Source organism: Leeuwenhoekiella polynyae (genome assembly GCF_004104075.1).
GTDB lineage: Bacteria > Bacteroidota > Bacteroidia > Flavobacteriales > Flavobacteriaceae > Leeuwenhoekiella > Leeuwenhoekiella polynyae.
Genome location: NZ_QOVK01000002.1, coordinates 310,851 through 330,169, shown reverse-complemented (window position 1 = coordinate 330,169; position 19,319 = coordinate 310,851). Strand labels below are relative to the sequence as shown.

Sequence of the window (19,319 nt, the reverse complement as noted above, 5' to 3'; positions counted from 1 at the left end):
AAATTCATTTTTTCAGGGTTTGAGGAAACTCCCCCTTCGGGGGTTGGGGGGCTCGGACTCTACATTCACATCCCTTTTTGCAAGCAGGCCTGTCATTATTGTGACTTTCATTTTTCAACATCTTTGAAGAAAAAGAGCACATTGGTTGATGCATTATGTCAGGAACTAATTCTGCGGAAAGATGAAATTCCCGGTTCATTACAAACCATTTATTTTGGAGGAGGAACTCCCAGTTTATTAGAAGCTGAAGAATTAGCGCAAATCTTCAAGACCATAGATGCTCATTTTGAAGTCAGCGCTAACCCTGAAATCACGCTGGAAGCTAACCCCGATGATCTTACCGGAGCTAAACTGAAAATGCTTGCAGCATCCCGAACCAATAGATTGAGTATAGGTGTGCAATCTTTTTTTGAAGAAGATTTAAAATTGATGAATCGAGCACACAATGCAACTGAGGCAGTGCAATGTTTGGAGTTGGCTAAACAGTATTTTGATAATATCTCTATTGATTTGATCTACGGGATGCCCGATATGAGTGATGCACGCTGGCAGAAGAATTTAGATAAAGCACTGGCACTTGAGATTCCACATATATCGAGTTACGCCTTGACGGTAGAGCCCAATACCGCTTTACAGAAATTTATAGAAAAGGGTGTGGTAAAACCTGTTGACGATGCAGTGGCACAACGTCATTTTGAGATTTTAATTGAGCGCATGCAAAAAGCCGGTTTTGAGAATTATGAATTTTCAAACTTTGGTAAACCGGGTTATTATTCGCAAAACAATACAGCCTATTGGACGGGGAAATCTTATTTAGGAATTGGTCCTTCGGCGCACAGTTATGATGGTGCTACTCGCAGTTGGAACATCAATAACAATCCTAAGTATATTAAGGCGATACAATCTGGAGAACTACCCATCGAGCGTGAAACACTTTCGATGACAGATAAATACAACGAATATGTGATGACGGGTTTACGTACGATCTGGGGAATTTCATTAATCAAGATCGAAGAGTCTTTCGGTTTAAAATATAAAGAATATGCGCTGCAACAGGCTCAGAAACATATTCAAGCGCATTTGTTGTTTGTAGATCAAGACCGTATTTTGGTCACTCAAAAAGGTAAGTTTTTAAGCGACGGCCTTGCAAGCGATTTGTTTTTAATCAATCTTTCATGACATTTCTACTGTAACATTTTGGTGAATTTCTTAACTTATCAAAGTAGATAACCAGCCAGAACCAAAGCATGCGAGCAAAAATCACGATCAATTCTCAAGACTATACAGTAGATTTTACAAAACCATTAGATCTAAGTATTCCCATCGTTAGCAGCGCTAAAAATCCTGTGGCGTGGTATCTAGATGCGCCTAATATAGAACCCGTGAAAGTAGGTAAATGGGTGGCAGCTGTAGCACAGGGTTCTGTGGTAAATTTTAATAATGTACAGTTTAACCCCCACGCTCACGGTACACATACTGAATGCGCCGGTCATATTACCGAAAAAATTTATAGTGTCAATGAGCATCTCAAAACCTTTATGTTTTCTGCGGAAGTGATCACGTTGGTACCAGAGTCGTATGCTGATGATTTAGTCTTTACTAAAAAGCAGGCGCAGAAAGCATTGGGAGCCAAACGCCCTGAAGCCATAGTAATACGTACCCTCCCTAATACAGCAAGTAAAAAAAGTAGAAATTGGTCACACACAAACTGGCCGTATTTACTTGAAGAAGTTGCTGTATTTTTTCGCGAATGCGGTATTAAACATTTGCTTATAGACCTCCCCAGCATAGATCGTGAGAGTGATGACGGTGTTTTAGCCAGTCATAATGCTTTTTGGGATACCAAGGGTAAATTGCGATTAGATGCCACTATAACCGAAATGATTTTTGTACCACACACTGTAAAAGATGGGTCGTATTTACTGAATTTGCAAATCGCTTCTTTTGAAAATGATGCCAGCCCTAGTAAGCCAGTACTTTATGCCTTAGAAAGTTAAGAATGAAAACACTACTCAAATTAGAAGAATTCGGTTCGCTTCTCTTAGGAATTTATCTTTTTAGTACCCTAGATTTAAGCTGGTGGTGGTTTATAGGTTTTTTTTTAGTTCCAGATATTAGTGCTTTGGGATATTTGGCAGGCCCCAAAATAGGTGCCTGGTGTTATAATTTTCTGCATTTAAAAAGCTTAGGAATACTCTGCTACCTATTAGGTGCCGCGTTTAGTCTTATAGAATTTCAAGTTACGGGATTAATTATTTTTTCTCACGCTGCGTTTGATCGTTTGTTGGGATATGGGTTGAAATATGAAACTGGTTTTAAAGACACGCATTTAGGGAAAATAGGCAACTAACCTTATCTTTGATTTATGGAATATCTATTCATAGGTTTAGCAGTAGGTAGCGTGGTTGCTTACTTTATTTTCAATAGGTTTAATAAAAGCAAGCGCCAGCAAAATGCGCAGCAGCAGTCTGTTGTTTTGATGGAAAAAATACGTAGCGTTTGTAAGTTTATAACAGTAGAAGGAGATTTTTCTGAAATTTACCATTATCAGAATGTAAAAGATAAATGGCTCAATCTGTTTTTAGGAAGTAAGAAAGCATTGGTGCTCATTGATGCTAAAGCTTATGTAGGTTTTGATCTTACCAAGATTAAAATGCACCCTGATGTAAAGAATAGGATCATTATTTTAACCGATTTTCCACAGCCGGAATTACTCAGTATAGAAACTGATTTTAAATATTACGATAAAAAAGAGGGTTGGGCAAACCCCTTTACTTCAACAGATCTTACCGAAATAAACAGAGAGGCTAAGCAGCACATTGTAGACAAAGTGCCGCAAAGTGGTTTGTATGATGAAGCTTCAAAGCAAGCATTAAGTACAGTATCACTTATGGAAAATTTAGTGCAGACGATTGGCTGGAAATTAGATTACCAGGCATTAGAAAAAGCAGCTGAAGCACCCCGATTAAAAGATAAGAATGAGTCAAAAGCAGTTTAGCATTAAAGAGGTTCAGAAAGAAGATTGGTCACTCTTAAAACAGTTGGTTGATGAGGTCTGGCCAGCAACCTTTAAAGATATTCTCTCTGAAGCCCAGATTAGCTATATGATGGAGATGATGTACAGCATTACTTCATTAAAGAAACAAACAGGAACCGGAAGCGTATTTTATTTGCTTTATGATTCAGAAGTCGCTGTGGGGTATTTAGCGATCATTCCGCATTATTCAGATGAGCGTTTAAATGCCGAAGCAACGCTTACCAAGGTTGATAAAATTTATGTATTGCCCAAAACTCAGGGAGCCGGAGCAGGGCGTTTTTTAATGGATTTCGCTTTCGCGGAAGCAAAAAAGGCAGGAGACGGCGGCGTTATGCTTAACGTGAATCGGGGCAATAATGCTGTGTCTTTTTATGAATATTACGGCTTTAAGAATAGCTATTCCGCAGATTTTGATATTGGTAACGGCTATTTGATGGAAGATTATATTATGTATTATCCGTTTAAAAATTCATAATAAGCCTCTTCTTTTACAATCACTAATTAAATAGAGCGCTATGAACATCGACAACTTTAGAGAATACTGTTTGAGAAAACCCGGTACAACCGAAGAATTTCCATTTGATAATGAGACCTTGGTTTTTAAGGTAATGGGTAAGATGTATGCTTTAAGTGGACTCAAATCCTGGGAGGAAGGAGAACCGCGTATCAATTTAAAATGCAATCCAAAATATGCTCAGGAATTGCGCGGCGAGTATCCTGAAAGTATTTTGCCTGGCTGGCATATGAATAAACATCACTGGAATACTGTTGTGCTCAACGGTGAAATTTCGTTTAATCAACTGCAGGGATTTATTGATCACAGCTACGATTTGATCGTAAACAGTCTTACGAAAAAACTAAAAGAACAATTAAAAAGTCTGGATTGATTCTGAATATCTAGCTTTACAAAAATCATTTCTTCAATCAAACGCATGCAGAATCCAAAAGAGTATTACAGCTCAAAAATAGCAACCTATCAAGAGCAGCTAAAAAAAATCCAAACGCTATTGTTTTCAAGCAGCATGATTCGGCTTGCCGTTTTTTTAATAGGTGTTGCGGCTATTTATTTTTTATGGGAAAACACGCGTGTAATTATCGCCGTAATTGTGGTGGAAATCATTTTGTTTCTGGCTTTGGTTTCCAGACATTCCCGTTTAAAATATAAGCGAGATTTTATACAAGAAATGATCTCGATTAATGAGACCGAAATCAAAGTGCTCAATCGGGATTATTACAATTTGCCAGATGGCGAAAACTTCAATAATCCGTTGCATGAGTACAGTCAGGATATTGATCTATTTGGAAGGGGTTCTTTCTTTCAATATTTAAATAGAACCGGACTGGAGAGCGGGAAGCAAAAGTTGGCAGCTTTACTTACCGCAAACAGCATTGATGGAATCCCTGAAAAGCAAGAAGCTGCAAAAGAACTTTCAGATCAGCCAGATTGGCGTCAGCAATTTAGAGCTACTGCAGCACTGGTAGAAGCAGATTACAGCGCGAGTTCAATCATAAATTGGTTGAACGGTTATAAAAGTTTTATCCCAAAAATAATGAAGTGGTTACCCAATGCGTTTTCGGTGGCTTCTGTGACGGTTTTTGTTCTGGCTTATCTGGATATTATAAGTAGCAATTTGATCATTTGGTGGTTTTTTATCGGGTTGGGAGTTTCAGGTATTTACGTCAAAAAAATCACAAATCTCTGGACAAAATCCAGCAAAACACAAACAACTTTTGAGCAATATTATAGGCTGATGTTGTTGTTGGAGGAGCAAGAATTCACTTCGGTTTATTTAAAGCGAGAACAAGATAAAATTAAATCTCAAAAGGCAAAAGCTTCAGCAATTATTGAGCAGTTTTCAAAAATGCTGGGAATTCTCGACCAGCGCTCTAATATGTTTGTAGGTGTGTTTATCAATGCGTTTTTTCTTTCCGATTTGAGACAATGTTTCCGCATAGAAAAATGGATTGCTACACATGCTGATGAGGTCGCAAACTGGTTTGAGGTTATTGCCTTTTTTGATGCGCAAAACAGTTTGGGTAATTTCAGATTCAATCATCCTGATTATTCTTTCGCAGCAATCAAATCCGGAAATCATACTTTAAAAGCTATTGATCTCGCGCACCCGTTACTCGATCCTAAAAAGGCGATCGCAAATGATTTTACTATTGATAGTGAGCAGTTTTTTATCATTACCGGAGCTAATATGGCCGGAAAAAGTACGTTCTTACGTACGGTTTCCTTGAGTATTGTAATGAGTAATGCCGGTTTACCTATTTGTGCGAAAGAAGCGATTTACAGTCCTATAAAATTGATTACGAGTATGCGTACCAGCGACTCGCTTACCGATGATGAATCCTATTTCTTTTCAGAATTAAAACGGTTGCAGTTTATTGTTAATGCCATTAAAACAGATACCTACTTTATAATTCTTGATGAAATCCTAAAAGGAACTAACAGTACCGATAAAGCAATTGGTTCTCGTAAATTTATAGAGAAGCTAGTTGCGTCAAATTCTACCGGGATTATCGCTACTCACGACTTGAGTCTTTGTGAAGCGGCAGACGTTCTGGATGACGTTAAAAACTATTATTTTGACGCGCAGATTATTGATGACGAACTCTTTTTTGACTATACTTTTAAAAAGGGAATCTGTCAAAATATGAATGCGTCTTTCCTGTTGCGGAAGATGAATATTATTGATTCTTAGATGGATTCACTAACGCAAATCGTTCTGGGGGCGGCAGTAGGAGAAGCTGTTTTAGGAAAGAGAGTAGGCAATAAAGCTATGTTTTACGGAGCGATAGCTGGTACGATACCAGACTTGGATACAATCGTCGGCAAATTTTTAGATCCGTTGACGGCGATAGAAATTCATCGTGGGTTGAGTCATTCTATAATTTTTAGCATTGTGATGGCTCCGCTTCTGGGCTGGCTGGTTTCTAAAATTCATAAAAGAGCAGCAGCAACCTGGAAAGACTGGTCCTGGCTTTTCTTCTGGGGATTGATAACACATCCTCTACTCGATGCGCATACTACTTGGGGAACACAGCTTTTTTGGCCTTTTGACCTGCGGTTGGCCTATCAAAATATATTTGTGATAGATCCGCTCTATACACTGCCTTTTCTTGTGTTTTTGATTCTAGCCATGCGCTTGCCTAAAACTTCCGCAAAGCGAAAAAAATACAATCGCTTAGGTTTAATTGTAAGTTCAGGATATATGATTCTGACATTGATTTTAAAAGGCATCAGTTATCAAAAATTTACCGATGCTCTGGATGCTCAACATATCGAATATGCCTCGATAGACACCCGCCCGGCAGCTTTCAATACCATTTTATGGTATGCCAATGTAGATGTAGGAGATGCGTACTTGCTGGGTGATTATTCATTTTTTGATACGAAACCTATTTCTTTTAAAAGAGTGGCAAAAAACAAAGCGGCTTTAGGAAATTATAAAAATTCTGAAACCGTAAAGCGTCTCGCTCAAATTGCCGAAGGTTGGTATGCGATTGAAGAGCGTAATCAGGATTTGTTTTTTAACGATTTACGTTTTGGTGTTTATGACTTAGAAGCAGAAAATTTAAAGTTTGTTTTTAGTTATCAACTTGTTCCCAATCAATATGACGAATTGAATATGATAGAAGCTGAACGTGATCCCGAAGCAATGAAGCAGGTTTTAAGTAGTTTGTGGAGCAGGGTTTGGGGGAATTAGAGTTTTGATGTTAGACAATAGAACAAAGAAATAAGAATTGAGCCTGTGATGACAAAATCAATCTGTACCGAAGCAACTAATAGAAATAATAACAGCAATAAAATAATAAGATGCAGTATAAACTTTCAGAAATAACACCTCAAGAAATTATGCCGGGTTATCACGGTAAACTGGTACATACTCAAAATACTTCATTAGCCTTTTGGGAGGTTGAGCAGGGAGCAGAAGTGCCCGAGCACAGCCATATGAACGAGCAAATCATGCATGTAATTGAAGGTGAATTTGAGTTCACTTTAGATGGAAAAACCAAAGTATACTATCCCGGCGATATTGTAGTGATTGCTCCCCACCTACCGCATAGTGGTAAAGCACTTACACCGTGTAAACTACTAGATGTGTTCAGTCCTACACGAGAAGAGTATAAGTAGATTTAAGAAAAATTCTAATGTCAGGTCAGTCGCAGTCGAGACCCCTTTTTAAAAGAAGTAGATAATGAGAATAAATCTAAGTGGAAAAAAGGCATTGGTAGGAGCGAGTACTTCAGGAATTGGTAAAGCGATTGCTATACAATTGGCAGCCAGCGGAGCTACTGTTACTTTAATGTCGCGTTCTCTTGATAAGTTAGAAGTGGTGAAGTCTGTTTTATCAACTCACGAAAGTCAGCAGCATCAGATCCTTCAGGTAGACTTTACTGATTTTGAAGCCTACCAAGTTTTGATTTCTGAGTATTTTGAGAACAATTCCGTGGATATTTTAGTGAACAATACGCAAGGCCCTGCAGCCGGTACAGCACTCGATAAGGATGTTGTAGATTATCAGCACGCTTTTGATTTATTGTTTAAAACTGTAGCTCTTACATCGGAATTAGCTCTAAAATCGATGCAAAAAAATAAGTGGGGCCGTATTATAAATGTAGCTTCGGTTACGGTAAAAGAACCACTGTCTTATTTGGTTTTATCTAATTCTATTAGAGCAGCTGTGGTAACTTGGGCAAAAAGTCTTGCTACTGAAGTCGGTAAGGATGGAATAACTGTAAACAGCATTCTTACGGGATATTTTAATACAGAACGTATAAAAGCCTTGAATGCTCAAAAAGCAAAAGAACAAAATATTTCTGAAGAGGAAGTGCTCAAACGATTGGAAGCGACGGTTCCTGTAAAACGTATTGGAGATCCTGCAGAGTACGGTTATTTAGTTGCATTTTTAGCTTCAGAACTGGCCGGGTATATTAACGGTACTCAAATCCCTATTGATGGAGGAGCTTTGAGTAGTTTGTAAATCGATTAGAATTTTTTAGAAATCTTGGTGTTTATCCTGAAGAAATTATTTGAGTTTATACTTTGTGTATCGAGAATCAATTTAGGCCCCATGTCTAATTCTATATCGTAGATGTTAGCTTTAATTCCCATCCCTAATTCACTTTGCTCAAACAATGGGTTCATAGAGGTTTGACTTTCCCCTGAGTTGTTAATAGGACGATCAACATATTTACCTAAAGCATAAATTTGAAGGTTTGATTGTACGTCATAGGTGAGTAAAACTTGAGTCATTAGTTGAATGTCTGGTAGTTTTGATGATAATGCCAGCCCTTGTACTGCGTGACCTGCAGTAAAACTTATTCCCATTTTTTGATTGTAAAAACTGAGTGTATTTTTATACGTTTTAAAAAAGCCTATATTTTCATAGACTTCAAATTCTTTATCCTGCTGAAAGGCACTTTTAAATTTCTTAACGTTTGTCTCAGTTTCCTTCTGAGAAATTGCTTGTTGACATAAAAAGCTAATTATGCCTATCGTCAGGATTTCTTTTAAGGTTGGGAGTGGTTTTATGATTTTCAAAACTTTCTTTTTAAAAAAGACCTTTTTTATTAAAAACCGTTGCAGCTATTAGTCAATAAAATAAAAAGCTTGTATGGTTTTAGCTTCACAACAAGCTGCATATATTACCGAGACTAAAATACCTATTGATGGAGGAGCATTGAGTAGTATGTAGACTTTATGATTTAGCCTTGCTGCTTTTACGTATCTTAACGAGACTTATAAATAGCAGACCTATGCCTGTTCCCATCAAAAAACCTGATATGCTATCATTTAAATGAACGTAAAATGAATTGATCAAGCTAGCCGAAATGAATAGACTTCCAACGGCTATAAGGATCTGTGTTTTATTCATGTTTTTGGTTTTTTATATAAGTAGGAGATTTATCTGGATTGTTACAAAAACTAGCCTGTTTCTGCGGTAATATATTCCCTTGGGCTCATGCCTTTTTGTTTTTTAAAGTATCGATTAAAATTAGAAACCGAATTAAAACCACTCGAGAACGCAATACTTGCGATTGACTCTTGGTTTTCTGGAGTGCGTAGTAACTGGCAGGCATGTTCAGTGCGCAGCTCTAATAAAAATTGATAGAAGGTTTTATTGGTTCGCTCTTTAAAAAAGCGGCAAAACGCAGTAGGACTCATCACAGCAACTTCGGCGATCTCATCTAGTGTTATGCGTTCTTGAAAGTTGCTCAGGCAATAATCAAAAACATTACTCATACGCTGGCCTTCAGTATCTGTATATTTAGTGTTTTTGGTGAAATTAGAGAGTAATTCTTTAGGAGCAGTATAAACAGCATATAGCAGTTTTATAAAACTCATAAAGCGTTCCAGGTTCGGCAAGCTTTTCAGGGTAATAAATTCTCTTTTTAAATTTTTGCTTTTGTCCTGAATCCTAAAACCTGAAGCTGCCTGCTTGAAGAACAGTTCAAAATCTTTTAATTCTTCAGTTTCAAAAAAAGAGGAGCCAAAACTTTCTCTATTAAAGAATATTGTGAGCATATGTGAAAAACCTTCATCTTGGGTATCACTTCTAAAAACATGCGGAAGATTTCCGCCAAAAACCAATAAGTCTCCAGGGCCAAAGCGACTTACCGTATCACCTACCAGTAGTGTTCCTGTTCCGTTTAAGATATAGCTTACCTGTATTTCAGGATGCTGGTGTAGCTTGTCATAAAACAGCGGTTCCAGGTCTTCTTGCAAGATGAGCGCGTTGTTGCCAGACTTCGGTATTTTAAAAGGTAAAACTTTCAATAGTTAGAATTTGACGTTCTTTTGGTTCAAAATTCTCTAATCATGCTAATATATGCAAACTTTTAGCTAACTGGTACAAAAAGAAAGCTTTTAAACCCTACTACATTTGTAGCATCAATAAAAGATAAGAAACTATGCAAATCAATTGGGAAGGCGTTATGCCGGCAGTTACAACAAAATTCACAGCAGATGATCAGTTAGACCTTGATCTGTTTGAGGTAAACATAAAAGCACAGCTTGATGCTGGCGTTCACGGTATCGTATTAGGGGGGACGTTAGGAGAAGCAAGTACGCTTACGGATGAAGAAAAAACGATATTAACTCGTAAAACAGTTGAGATTGTTGCAGGTTCTGTACCGGTGATGATGAACATTGCAGAGCAAACTACAAAAGGAGCTATCGCTGCAGCAAAACAAGCTGAAGAAGATGGTGCTGCAGGATTGATGATGTTGCCTCCTATGCGTTATAAAGCAAGTGATCGTGAAGTTGTAGCATTTTTTAAAGCAGTTGCACAAAGCACTTCTTTACCTATTATGGTGTATAACAACCCGGTTGACTATAAAATTGAAGTGACTTTAGACATGTTTGAAGAGTTGCTTAAAGAGCCAAATATTCAGGCGGTAAAAGAGTCTACTCGTGACATTTCTAATGTAACACGTATCAAAAACCGTTTTGGAGATCGTTTAAAAATTATGACTGGTGTAGATACGCTTGCCTTAGAGAGCTTATTAATGGGCGCAGACGGTTGGGTTGCTGGGTTAGTTTGTGCTTTTCCTGCAGAGACTGTAGCAATTTACGAGTTGCAAAAAGCAGGTCGTATTGCTGAAGCATTAGAGATCTACCGCTGGTTCTTACCACTTTTAGAGTTGGATATAGATGCGCAACTGGTACAAAACATAAAGCTTGCAGAAGTTCATACTAATATAGGTTCTGAGCACGTGCGTGCACCGCGTTTACCATTAGCTGGTGAGCGACGTGAAGAAGTGTTGCAAATCATAAAAGATGGTTTAGCAAGCAGACCTACATTGCCTGAGTATAAAGGAATCAATGCTCAAATGGCTTAATTTATTGGCGTTGCCAAAGGGGTTAATATCCCGAGGCTTGCCTCGAAATTGAAAATTTGTTTCTAATGAATGCCTCGTGGGCTTGCCCCGAGGTAGTTTACTTTCGCTAAAGCGGAAGTTTAAAAGATGGAATAATTGGTGAGAAATTGAGCCTGAAGCGGTTCGTTTAATATTAGATTTTAAGTTTAGCTGTTTGCTGTTTGGAAATTTTCAGGCTAAAAATTATGCTGAGGGCTCATTTTTAATCAGTCTATAATAGATTGAAAACCAAAATATAAATCATAGCTTCAAAAGCACCGCACTAGTGGTGCTTTTGGCGTAAACTACCTCAAGACTAGTTCTGGAGCTGGTTTTGATATTGAATTTTGATTTTCGGGAGAAACCCGATGAAAACAAATCTCACTTTGGTGAGCAAAAGAAATGGATACACATGATTACAGGAAAGAATTATATAGGAAGTGAACGTTCTTCTAAAGGGAAAGTTACTTACAAAACCATTAACCCTAAATTAAATACTGAGAATGAATGGCAATTTACAGAGGCTACAGAAGCTGAAGTGGATGCTGCTGCACAAAAAGCAACTGAAGCTTTTGCTGTATACAAGCAGAAATCTGATAAAGAGCGTGCTGCTTTTTTAAGAGCAATAGGAGAGGAAATAGAAGCTTTAGGTCAGCCTCTAATTGATGCTTATACTTCAGAATCTGGCCTGCCAGAAGGTAGAGCAATGGGTGAGCGTGGTAGAACCATTGGTCAGTTAAATGCTTTTGCTTCTTTACTAGAGCAGGGTGACTGGGTAGATGCTACGATAGATCACGGTAATCATGAGCGCACTCCGGCACCTAAGCCAGACTTGCGTAAAATGCAAATCGCTACAGGACCGGTAGCGGTTTTTGGAGCGAGTAATTTCCCATTTGCATTTTCAACAGCAGGAGGAGATACGGCGAGTGCATTAGCTGCAGGTTGCCCGGTGATTGTAAAAAGTCACCCTATGCACGCAGCAACAGGTGAGTTGGTTTCTTCTGCAGTGATCAAAGCAGCAGAAAAAACAGGAATGCCAGATGGTGTTTTTTCTAACCTAAACAGTAAAGGTATTTCAATAGGGGAGCAGTTGGTTAAGCATCCTGCTATTAAAGGTGTTGGTTTCACCGGAAGTATAAAAGCCGGTAAAGCATTAGTTCAGTTGGGAGCAAATCGTGAAGAGCCTATTCCGGTTTATGCTGAGATGGGAAGTATTAATCCCGTTGTTGTTCTTCCGGAAGCTTTAAAAGCGAATGGAGAAACCTGGGCTCAGAAATATGCAGGTAGCATCAATATGGGAGCCGGACAATTTTGCACCAATCCCGGGTTAATTTTAGGTATTGCCGGTGCTGAATTAGAAACCTTCGGGAAACATCTTGCAGCAAATCTGGGAGAGCAGCCTTCAAACTGTATGTTACATCCTAATATTCATTCGGCATACGAGAGTGGAAAGCAGCAAATGCTAGACGCTGAAGGAACCGAAGTGCTTGCAGTAGCCTTAGAAGCTGACGGAGCTAATGACGGAAAACCTGCTCTTGTAAAAGTAACAGGTGATGATTTTTTAGTAGATGGTAACTTACATACAGAGGTTTTTGGACCGTTTTCTATGCTAGTAGAGTGTGCTTCTAAAGCGCAATTACTAGAAGTTTTAAATGAATTAGAAGGGCAATTAACCGGTTCTTTAATAGCAGAAACTACAGAAGTTGCAGCTTATGAAGATGTGATTGATGCCTTGCGCTCTCGAGTGGGAAGAATTTTGTTTAATGGTGTGCCAACAGGTGTTGAGGTTTGTCCTGCTATGCACCACGGTGGCCCATTCCCATCAACTTCTGATGCTAAATTTACATCTGTAGGTAATGATGCGATTTACCGCTGGGTACGCCCGGTTTCGTATCAGGACTGGCCTCAGGAATTGCTTCCAGATGCGTTGAAAGATGGTAATCCATTAGGAATTCTTCGTAAAGTAGACGGAACATATATCAAAGCTTAAGCTTTGATATATGTTCCGTCTCTCAACGATTTGGGGGATGGATATATTCTTGCTATTCGGTTATAATAATTAAACAATTTTCAGCTTATGAAACACTGTGTACTACTTCTTTTAGCCCTTTTGAGTATGACAACTGCAAAGGCTCAACAAACAGTTTCTTTAGACAGTATAATTAGCGAATATCAACAGCATCGAGATTACGACTGGCAAGACTATCCTTTAGGTAGATACGATGAAGAATTGCCCAAAGAACGCGCTCAATTTGCTAAAAGTCTTTTGAATCAATTAGAAGAAATTGATTTGAAGGAATTGAACAAGAGCGAGACGATTTCGTTTAAATTACTACGTTTCATTTTACAGGATCAGATTGATGAGTACACGTATAAAATGTATCTCAACCCCATTCAAGCAGATCAGGGTTTTCACCTCAATTTGAATTATGAGGTTCGGCCTATTCGTAGTTACGATCAGGCTGTAGGATATTTAAACAGGCTTAAGGCAATTCCGTATTTTACAGAAAGTCAATTTGAATTGATGCGTAAAGGTTTCAAACAGGGTATCATTCAACCTCGTATTATTTTTAACGGATATGAGTCTACTTATGAAACGCATATCGTTGATAACCCTACTGACAGTTATTTTTATTCACCCTTTTTAGATCTACCGGAAACAATTCCGCAAGGGCGAAAAGATTCCTTATTAAAAGCTGCAAAGCAAGTGGTTACAGATAGTGTGATTCCTAGCTTTCAAAAAATCAAGACGTTTTTTGAAACTGAGTATATGACCAATAGCCGTGATGCGATTGGCGTTTCTGCACAACCGGGAGGAGCAGATTTCTATCAAAATCGAATTAATTATTATACCACTTCAAAAGAATATACAGCAAAAAGCATTCATGAATTAGGACTAAGCGAAGTTGCTCGCATAAAGTCTCAAATGCAAGAAATTATTGAGGAAGTAGGTTTTGAAGGAAGCTTTTCAGATTTCTTGAAGTTTTTACGTACAGATGATCAGTTTTATGTGAAAACTGGTGATGCGCTCCTGATGCACGCCAGAGATATTGCAAAGCGTATAGACAATGAGTTACCTGTTTTTTTCTCCAGATTACCAAGACAGCCTTACGGTGTTGTAAAAGTACCTGATGCGATTGCTCCTAAATATACCGGTGGTCGGTATTCGGGCAGTAATATTAACGGTACTCAGGCCGGGCATTATTTGGTTAACACATATCAACTAGAGAGCAGGCCTCTTTATACATTACCTTCTCTTACGGCTCATGAAGCAGTGCCGGGGCATCACTTACAGGGGGCTTTAAATCAGGAAATCAGTGCTGATATTCAGCAGTTTAGAAAAAACTTATACCTGTCTGCTTATGGTGAAGGTTGGGGCTTGTACTCAGAATACCTTGCTGATGAGATGGGTATTTACAGAACACCTTATGAAAAGTTTGGTCAGTTGACGTATGAGATGTGGCGTGCCTGCCGTCTTGTGGTTGATACCGGTATCCACGCAATGGGATGGACAAGACAGGAAGTTGTAGACTATATGTCTGAAAATACAGCACTTTCTATTCACGAAGTGAATACTGAAACTGACCGATATATCGCTTGGCCGGGACAAGCATTAAGCTATAAAATAGGCGAATTAAAAATACGCGAACTCAGAGAGCGTGCTAAAAAAGCATTGGGCGAAGATTTTGATATTCGTGCATTTCACAACGTGATTTTAGAAGAGGGAACTGTAACCCTCCCTATTCTTGAAGAGCGCGTAGATGAATATATAGCTATGGCTAAGGCCGAAACTAAAAAATAAACAAATCAATACGTGAATTAAAAAATGGCTGTACACACTTTTGAATGTATAGATGCGCACACCTGTGGAAACCCTGTGCGTGTGGTAAAAGCCGGAGGTCCTGCTTTAGAAGGTAAAACGATGAGTGAGAAACGTCAACACTTTTTAAGAGAGTATGACTGGATTCGCACGGGTTTAATGTTTGAACCTCGGGGACACGATATGATGAGCGGGAGTATTTTATTTCCACCTCACGACCCGGAAAATGATTTTGCAATTTTATTTATAGAAACCAGCGGTTGTCTGCCAATGTGCGGCCACGGCACTATCGGGACAATTACCATTGCCATAGAAGAAGGCCTTATCACCCCTAAAACTCCCGGTAAGATCAGAATGGAAGCACCGGCAGGACTCGTTGAGATAGAATATCAGCAAACCGGTAAAAAAGTAGACTGGGTAAAATTAATTAATGTAAAAAGTTACCTCGCAGCACGTGATTTGATGATAGACTGTGATGATTTGGGCGAACTTCATTTTGATGTTTCTTATGGTGGTAACTATTATGCCATCGTAGATCCGCAGCAAAACTTTAGCGGAGTGCACGATTTTAATGCTTCAAAAATTGTTAGCTTGAGTAAGATTCTCAGAGAGAAAATCAATGAGAAATATAAAGATTGTTTTGTGCATCCTGAGAATGATACCATTCGCGATGTGAGTCATATGTTGTGGACGGGCAATCCACTTGACCCTTCTTCTTCAGGGCGTAATGCGGTATTTTATGGCGATAAAGCGATAGACCGTTCTCCGTGTGGTACCGGTACTTCGGCGCGTATTGCTCAATTACATGCAAAAGGCATTATTCAACCACACACAGATTTTATTCACGAAAGTTTTATAGGCTCTAAGTTTACGGGGCGTGTAGAAGAAGTAACAAGAATAGGTGATTTTGAAGCTGTAGTTCCCAGTATTAAAGGTTGGGCGCGTATATACGGCTACAATACCCTGACCATAGATACTGACGATCCTTATGCCTTTGGGTTTCAGGTTTTATAATAAAAAATAGCGTATGAAGGTTTTAAATACTAGAACAGTTTTTTTTCTGGCAAGCTTATGCTGCAGTTTAGTGGTTTTTGCTCAGGAGCAAATGACTATGGCAGAGTATCAAGTAGCCATAGATTATACCTACGGAAACCTGATGAACAAAAAGGTGTTTAATTTAGATACCGATGTTTATGAGTTTGAAGATCATTCCGGGATTTGGTTTGTTGATTACGCTAAAGATCAAAAAACCTATAAAACTCTTTCGTCTAAAAGCGGAAGGGTAAAACCGCTGTTTGATCAGGAAAAACTTGCAGCAGCATTATCTGAAAAGGTAGAGAACCAAGTGGAAGCTAATAAACTTTCAATTTCTAAAATAAATAGGAGAAAAGACGGGTACCGTTTTGAGTTTGATAATAAAAGCTACATCTGGAATACAAAAACAGGAGTTCTAGATGATGCTGATAAAAAGGAAGAAAGAAAACGCGGAAGGGATAATCAAGACGAATCAAAATCACCTGACGGAAAGTGGGTGGCCTTTGTTAAAGAACATAACTTATTTATAAAAAGCACAGAGTCAGATACTGAATTCTCACTAACCACAGATGGAGAAAAGGGTTACGATTATGCAAGTAGTATTGGCTGGTTTGACATCATTGAAGGAGAAGGTACAGAGCGTCCTAAACATTTTAATGTGCAATGGTCACCAGACTCAAAATATTTGGTTACTCAGGTCGTAGATACCCGTAATGCCGAAAAAATGTATTTGCTGGATTACAGCATAGACAGTTTGTATAAACCCAAATTACTCAGTTATTATCGCGGGTCGCCCGGTGATACTACAATGGTGACCTACAAGCCGGTGTTTTTTGACGTGCCTGCAAGAAAGCAGTTGGATATTGACTTGCCAACAAAAATTCACGTTAACGGGATTTGGCTAAGATGGCTTGAGCAAGAGCCTCATAAAATGATTACTTCCTATCGTAGCAGAGGCTATAAAGACCAATATATAAAGACTGTTGATTTAGACGCAGAACGTGTTGAGACGTTGTATGAAGAGTCTGTAAAAACCAGTATCGATAATTTTGAATATCGTGAAATAGAAGGTTGGCAGGATCTCGTAGTGCTTTCTGAGCGTAGCGGTTGGAAACAATTGTATTTGCTAAACAAAGATAGCGGAGCTTTAAAAGCATTGACTGATGGTGATTTTGTAGTAAGTGACATCATTTACATTGATGAAAAGAAAAAAGAGATTTATTATACCGCTTCAGGAGTAGAAGCTGATGCAAACCCCTATCATCAGAAACTTTATCGTATTTCTTTGAATGGAAAAATCACTGAACTAACACCGGAAAATACGAATCACGATATTCAGTTTTTAGAAGGTTCGGATTATTTTGTAGATGTTATTTCTGCAGTAGATCTAGCTTCAAAAACCGTTTTAAGAAGCAAAAAGAACGGAAAAATAATTCAAACTCTTACCGAAGCTGATTTTGCAGCAGTTGAGGCAGAAGGCTGGGAAGCTCCAGAGGTTTTTACACTTACTGGTAAAGATGGTAAAACGCCTATCTACGGTGCACTTTGGAAACCCATAAATTTTGATGCATCTAAAAGTTATCCTGTGATTGATGCTACCTATACTGGTCCGCATACGCAGCGTTTTCCGCGCTCGTTTGGTCAGGCATTTAGCAATCAGGCAATGGCGAATTTAGGTTTTATAGTTGTTGCTGTAGACGGCTTAGGAACGGCAGGTCGCTCTAAAGCGTTTAGGGATGTTTCCTATATGAATATGGGCGATAACTTGAGAGATCACGTGAATGCGATTGAATTTTTAGGTGAAAAATATGACTGGGTAGATGCAGAGCATGTTGGGATATTTGGGCATTCAGCAGGTGGTTTTGATGCCGGTCATGCAGTGTTAGCATTTCCTGATTTTTATAAAGTAGCTGTTGCCAGCAGCGGGGATCACGATTTTAGAATGGAAAAAGCTTGGTGGCCTGAGATGTATATGGGATACCCAATAGATTCTCGTTATGAAGAAGTTTCTAACATAACAATGGCTCCTAACCTAAAGGGAAAATTACTATTGGTTCACGGCGGTATTGATGATAATGTGAATCCTTCGGCAACTTTTAAATTCGCTGAAGCATTAATCAAAGCGGATAAAGAATTTGATATGCTCATCATACCGAGTCAACGTCACGGGTATACCGGAAAGCATAATGCATACTTTCAGAAAAAGCGCTGGAATTATTTTATAGAAAACTTACTCAATAAAAAGTCTCTTTGGGACTACAACATCTACTAATATGGGAAAGAATTGCGTAATTATTGGCGGTGGGATCATAGGTTTATCTAGTGCCTATTATCTTCAAAAAGCAGGTCATCAAGTAACCGTAATTGATCAGGGAAGCATGGATAGCGGCGCATCATATGTGAATGCCGGTTATCTAACCCCAAGCCATATTATTCCGCTTGCGGCACCAGGAGTGATGAAGCAAGGTATAAAATGGATGTTTAGCAGTAAGAGTCCGTTGTATATAAAGCCTCGTATAAATGCTGACTTTTTAAAATGGACGATGGCGTTTAATAATTCGTGTTCTGACAAGAATGTAGCTAAAGCCATTCCGGCAATTCGCGATATCAATTTGCTTTCCCGCGATTTATATTCTGATATCAAAGCCACTGAAAATTTCAGTTTTCAATTGGAAAAGAAAGGTTTGCTGATGCTATGTCAAAGTGAGCATATGCTTGAAGAAGAAGGGCATGTATTAGCATTGGCGACTAAAGAAGGCTTGCCTGCGCATATGCTTTCTGCAGCAGAAGTGCAGCAAAAAATGCCTGATGCTAAACTAAATATAAAAGGTGCAGCTTTCTACGAGTGTGATCAGCATACCACTCCGGGAGAATTTATGGAAGAGCTTAAAACACTTTTATTACAAAAAGGAGCAACTTTCTTAAAACAGGAGCAAGTAGTTGATTTTGATTTCAACGGAAAAAAGATAAATGCTGTAAAAACTGCTTACGGAACGACCGTTAAAGCAGATGAGGTTATTTTAGCAACCGGAGCCTGGGCAGGATCTTTAAATAAGAAACTGAACCTAAATATTTTAATGCAAGCCGGAAAAGGCTACCGCATCAATTCTGAAACTGAAACCGGAATCACATTGCCTTCTATTTTATGCGAAGCTAAAGTTGCCGTGACGCCTATGAACGGTTTTACAAGATATGCCGGTACTATGGAAATCGCCGGGATCAATCATAATATCAATAAAGCGAGAGTTGAAGCTATTGCTAAAGCAGTGCCCAAGTATTTTGAAAATGTTTCAATTACCGAGCAGGAAAAAGCAGAGGCTCAATGCGGTTTAAGACCGGTAACGCCTGATGGTCTGCCTTATATTGGAAGAACATCAAAATGGGAAAATCTAACCATCGCAGCGGGCCACGCCATGATGGGCTGGAGTTTAGGCCCCGGAACCGGATTGCTAGTTTCTGAGATTATTGATGACAAAAAACCATCGCTTGATTTGAGTGTTTATAATCCTGAACGAAAGTTCTAGTGGCCCCTCATCCCCGGCCCTTCTCCCTTGGGAG

18 protein-coding genes are annotated in these 19,319 nt (G+C 38.8%); 16 read left to right on the top strand and 2 right to left on the bottom strand.

Annotation, left to right across the window (positions count from 1 at the left end; translation table 11 throughout):
- Positions 1 to 6: 6 nt before the first annotated feature.
- The 10 genes from hemW (at position 7) to DSM02_RS04590 (ending at position 8,028) form a co-directional block, all read left to right on the top strand.
- Entirely contained in the window at positions 7 to 1,179 is a 1,173-nt protein-coding gene (gene hemW, locus DSM02_RS04635; protein WP_128764638.1) for a radical SAM family heme chaperone HemW, read from the top strand.
- 68 nt (positions 1,180 to 1,247) lie between these two features.
- Positions 1,248 to 1,997: a cyclase family protein gene (locus tag DSM02_RS04630; RefSeq protein WP_128764549.1), complete on the top strand. Its 750-nt coding sequence runs from the start codon at positions 1,248 to 1,250 to the stop codon at positions 1,995 to 1,997.
- Between the two features lie 2 nt (positions 1,998 to 1,999).
- On the top strand, positions 2,000 to 2,350 hold the full coding sequence (locus tag DSM02_RS04625; protein WP_128764548.1) for a DUF4260 domain-containing protein: 351 nt from the start codon (positions 2,000 to 2,002) through the stop codon (positions 2,348 to 2,350).
- A gap of 15 nt (positions 2,351 to 2,365) precedes the next feature.
- Positions 2,366 to 2,998, top strand: coding sequence for a DUF4230 domain-containing protein (locus tag DSM02_RS04620; protein WP_128760043.1), 633 nt, complete (start codon positions 2,366 to 2,368; stop codon positions 2,996 to 2,998).
- On the top strand, positions 2,979 to 3,512 hold the full coding sequence (locus DSM02_RS04615; protein WP_128764547.1) for a GNAT family N-acetyltransferase: 534 nt from the start codon (positions 2,979 to 2,981) through the stop codon (positions 3,510 to 3,512). The genes DSM02_RS04620 and DSM02_RS04615 overlap by 20 nt, the downstream gene beginning before the upstream one ends.
- Positions 3,513 to 3,552: 40 nt before the next feature.
- The gene (locus DSM02_RS04610) at positions 3,553 to 3,924 is read left to right on the top strand and encodes an MmcQ/YjbR family DNA-binding protein (RefSeq protein WP_128764546.1); all 372 of its coding nucleotides are present in this window, start codon (positions 3,553 to 3,555) and stop codon (positions 3,922 to 3,924) included.
- A 45-nt stretch (positions 3,925 to 3,969) separates the two neighbouring features.
- The gene (locus DSM02_RS04605) at positions 3,970 to 5,745 is read left to right on the top strand and encodes a MutS-related protein (RefSeq protein WP_128764545.1); all 1,776 of its coding nucleotides are present in this window, start codon (positions 3,970 to 3,972) and stop codon (positions 5,743 to 5,745) included.
- Positions 5,746 to 6,750, top strand: a complete 1,005-nt coding sequence (locus tag DSM02_RS04600; RefSeq protein ID WP_128764544.1) for a metal-dependent hydrolase — start codon at positions 5,746 to 5,748, stop codon at positions 6,748 to 6,750. It begins immediately after the preceding gene.
- Between the two features lie 110 nt (positions 6,751 to 6,860).
- Positions 6,861 to 7,178: a cupin domain-containing protein gene (locus tag DSM02_RS04595; RefSeq protein ID WP_128764543.1), complete on the top strand. Its 318-nt coding sequence runs from the start codon at positions 6,861 to 6,863 to the stop codon at positions 7,176 to 7,178.
- A gap of 64 nt (positions 7,179 to 7,242) precedes the next feature.
- On the top strand, positions 7,243 to 8,028 hold the full coding sequence (locus tag DSM02_RS04590; protein ID WP_128764542.1) for an SDR family oxidoreductase: 786 nt from the start codon (positions 7,243 to 7,245) through the stop codon (positions 8,026 to 8,028).
- A gap of 5 nt (positions 8,029 to 8,033) precedes the next feature.
- Here the strand turns inward: DSM02_RS04590 and DSM02_RS04585 are convergent, their stop codons facing one another.
- Both DSM02_RS04585 and DSM02_RS04580 read right to left on the bottom strand, forming a co-directional pair.
- A complete protein-coding gene (locus DSM02_RS04585) occupies positions 8,034 to 8,588 on the bottom strand; it encodes a hypothetical protein (RefSeq protein WP_128764541.1) in 555 nt (184 codons plus the stop codon).
- A gap of 384 nt (positions 8,589 to 8,972) precedes the next feature.
- Positions 8,973 to 9,824: an AraC family transcriptional regulator gene (locus DSM02_RS04580; protein ID WP_128764540.1), complete on the bottom strand. Its 852-nt coding sequence runs from the start codon at positions 9,822 to 9,824 to the stop codon at positions 8,973 to 8,975.
- 134 nt (positions 9,825 to 9,958) lie between these two features.
- On the opposite strand from DSM02_RS04580, the gene DSM02_RS04575 reads away from it, so the two are divergent.
- The 6 genes from DSM02_RS04575 (at position 9,959) to DSM02_RS04550 (ending at position 19,285) form a co-directional block, all read left to right on the top strand.
- Entirely contained in the window at positions 9,959 to 10,888 is a 930-nt protein-coding gene (locus DSM02_RS04575) for a dihydrodipicolinate synthase family protein (protein ID WP_128764539.1), read from the top strand.
- Positions 10,889 to 11,318: 430 nt separating this feature from the next.
- Positions 11,319 to 12,896, top strand: a complete 1,578-nt coding sequence (locus DSM02_RS04570; protein ID WP_128764538.1) for an aldehyde dehydrogenase (NADP(+)) — start codon at positions 11,319 to 11,321, stop codon at positions 12,894 to 12,896.
- Between the two features lie 87 nt (positions 12,897 to 12,983).
- The gene (locus DSM02_RS04565; RefSeq protein ID WP_128764537.1) at positions 12,984 to 14,708 is read left to right on the top strand and encodes a DUF885 domain-containing protein; all 1,725 of its coding nucleotides are present in this window, start codon (positions 12,984 to 12,986) and stop codon (positions 14,706 to 14,708) included.
- 24 nt (positions 14,709 to 14,732) lie between these two features.
- Complete coding sequence (locus tag DSM02_RS04560) at positions 14,733 to 15,740, top strand: 4-hydroxyproline epimerase (protein ID WP_128764536.1); 1,008 nt, start codon at positions 14,733 to 14,735, stop codon at positions 15,738 to 15,740.
- A 13-nt stretch (positions 15,741 to 15,753) separates the two neighbouring features.
- Positions 15,754 to 18,033 carry a S9 family peptidase gene (locus DSM02_RS04555; RefSeq protein ID WP_128764535.1) on the top strand — a complete coding sequence of 760 codons (2,280 nt, stop codon included), beginning with the start codon at positions 15,754 to 15,756 and terminating at the stop codon, positions 18,031 to 18,033.
- A 1-nt stretch (position 18,034) separates the two neighbouring features.
- On the top strand, positions 18,035 to 19,285 hold the full coding sequence (locus tag DSM02_RS04550; RefSeq protein ID WP_128764534.1) for an NAD(P)/FAD-dependent oxidoreductase: 1,251 nt from the start codon (positions 18,035 to 18,037) through the stop codon (positions 19,283 to 19,285).
- Positions 19,286 to 19,319 lie beyond the last annotated feature (34 nt).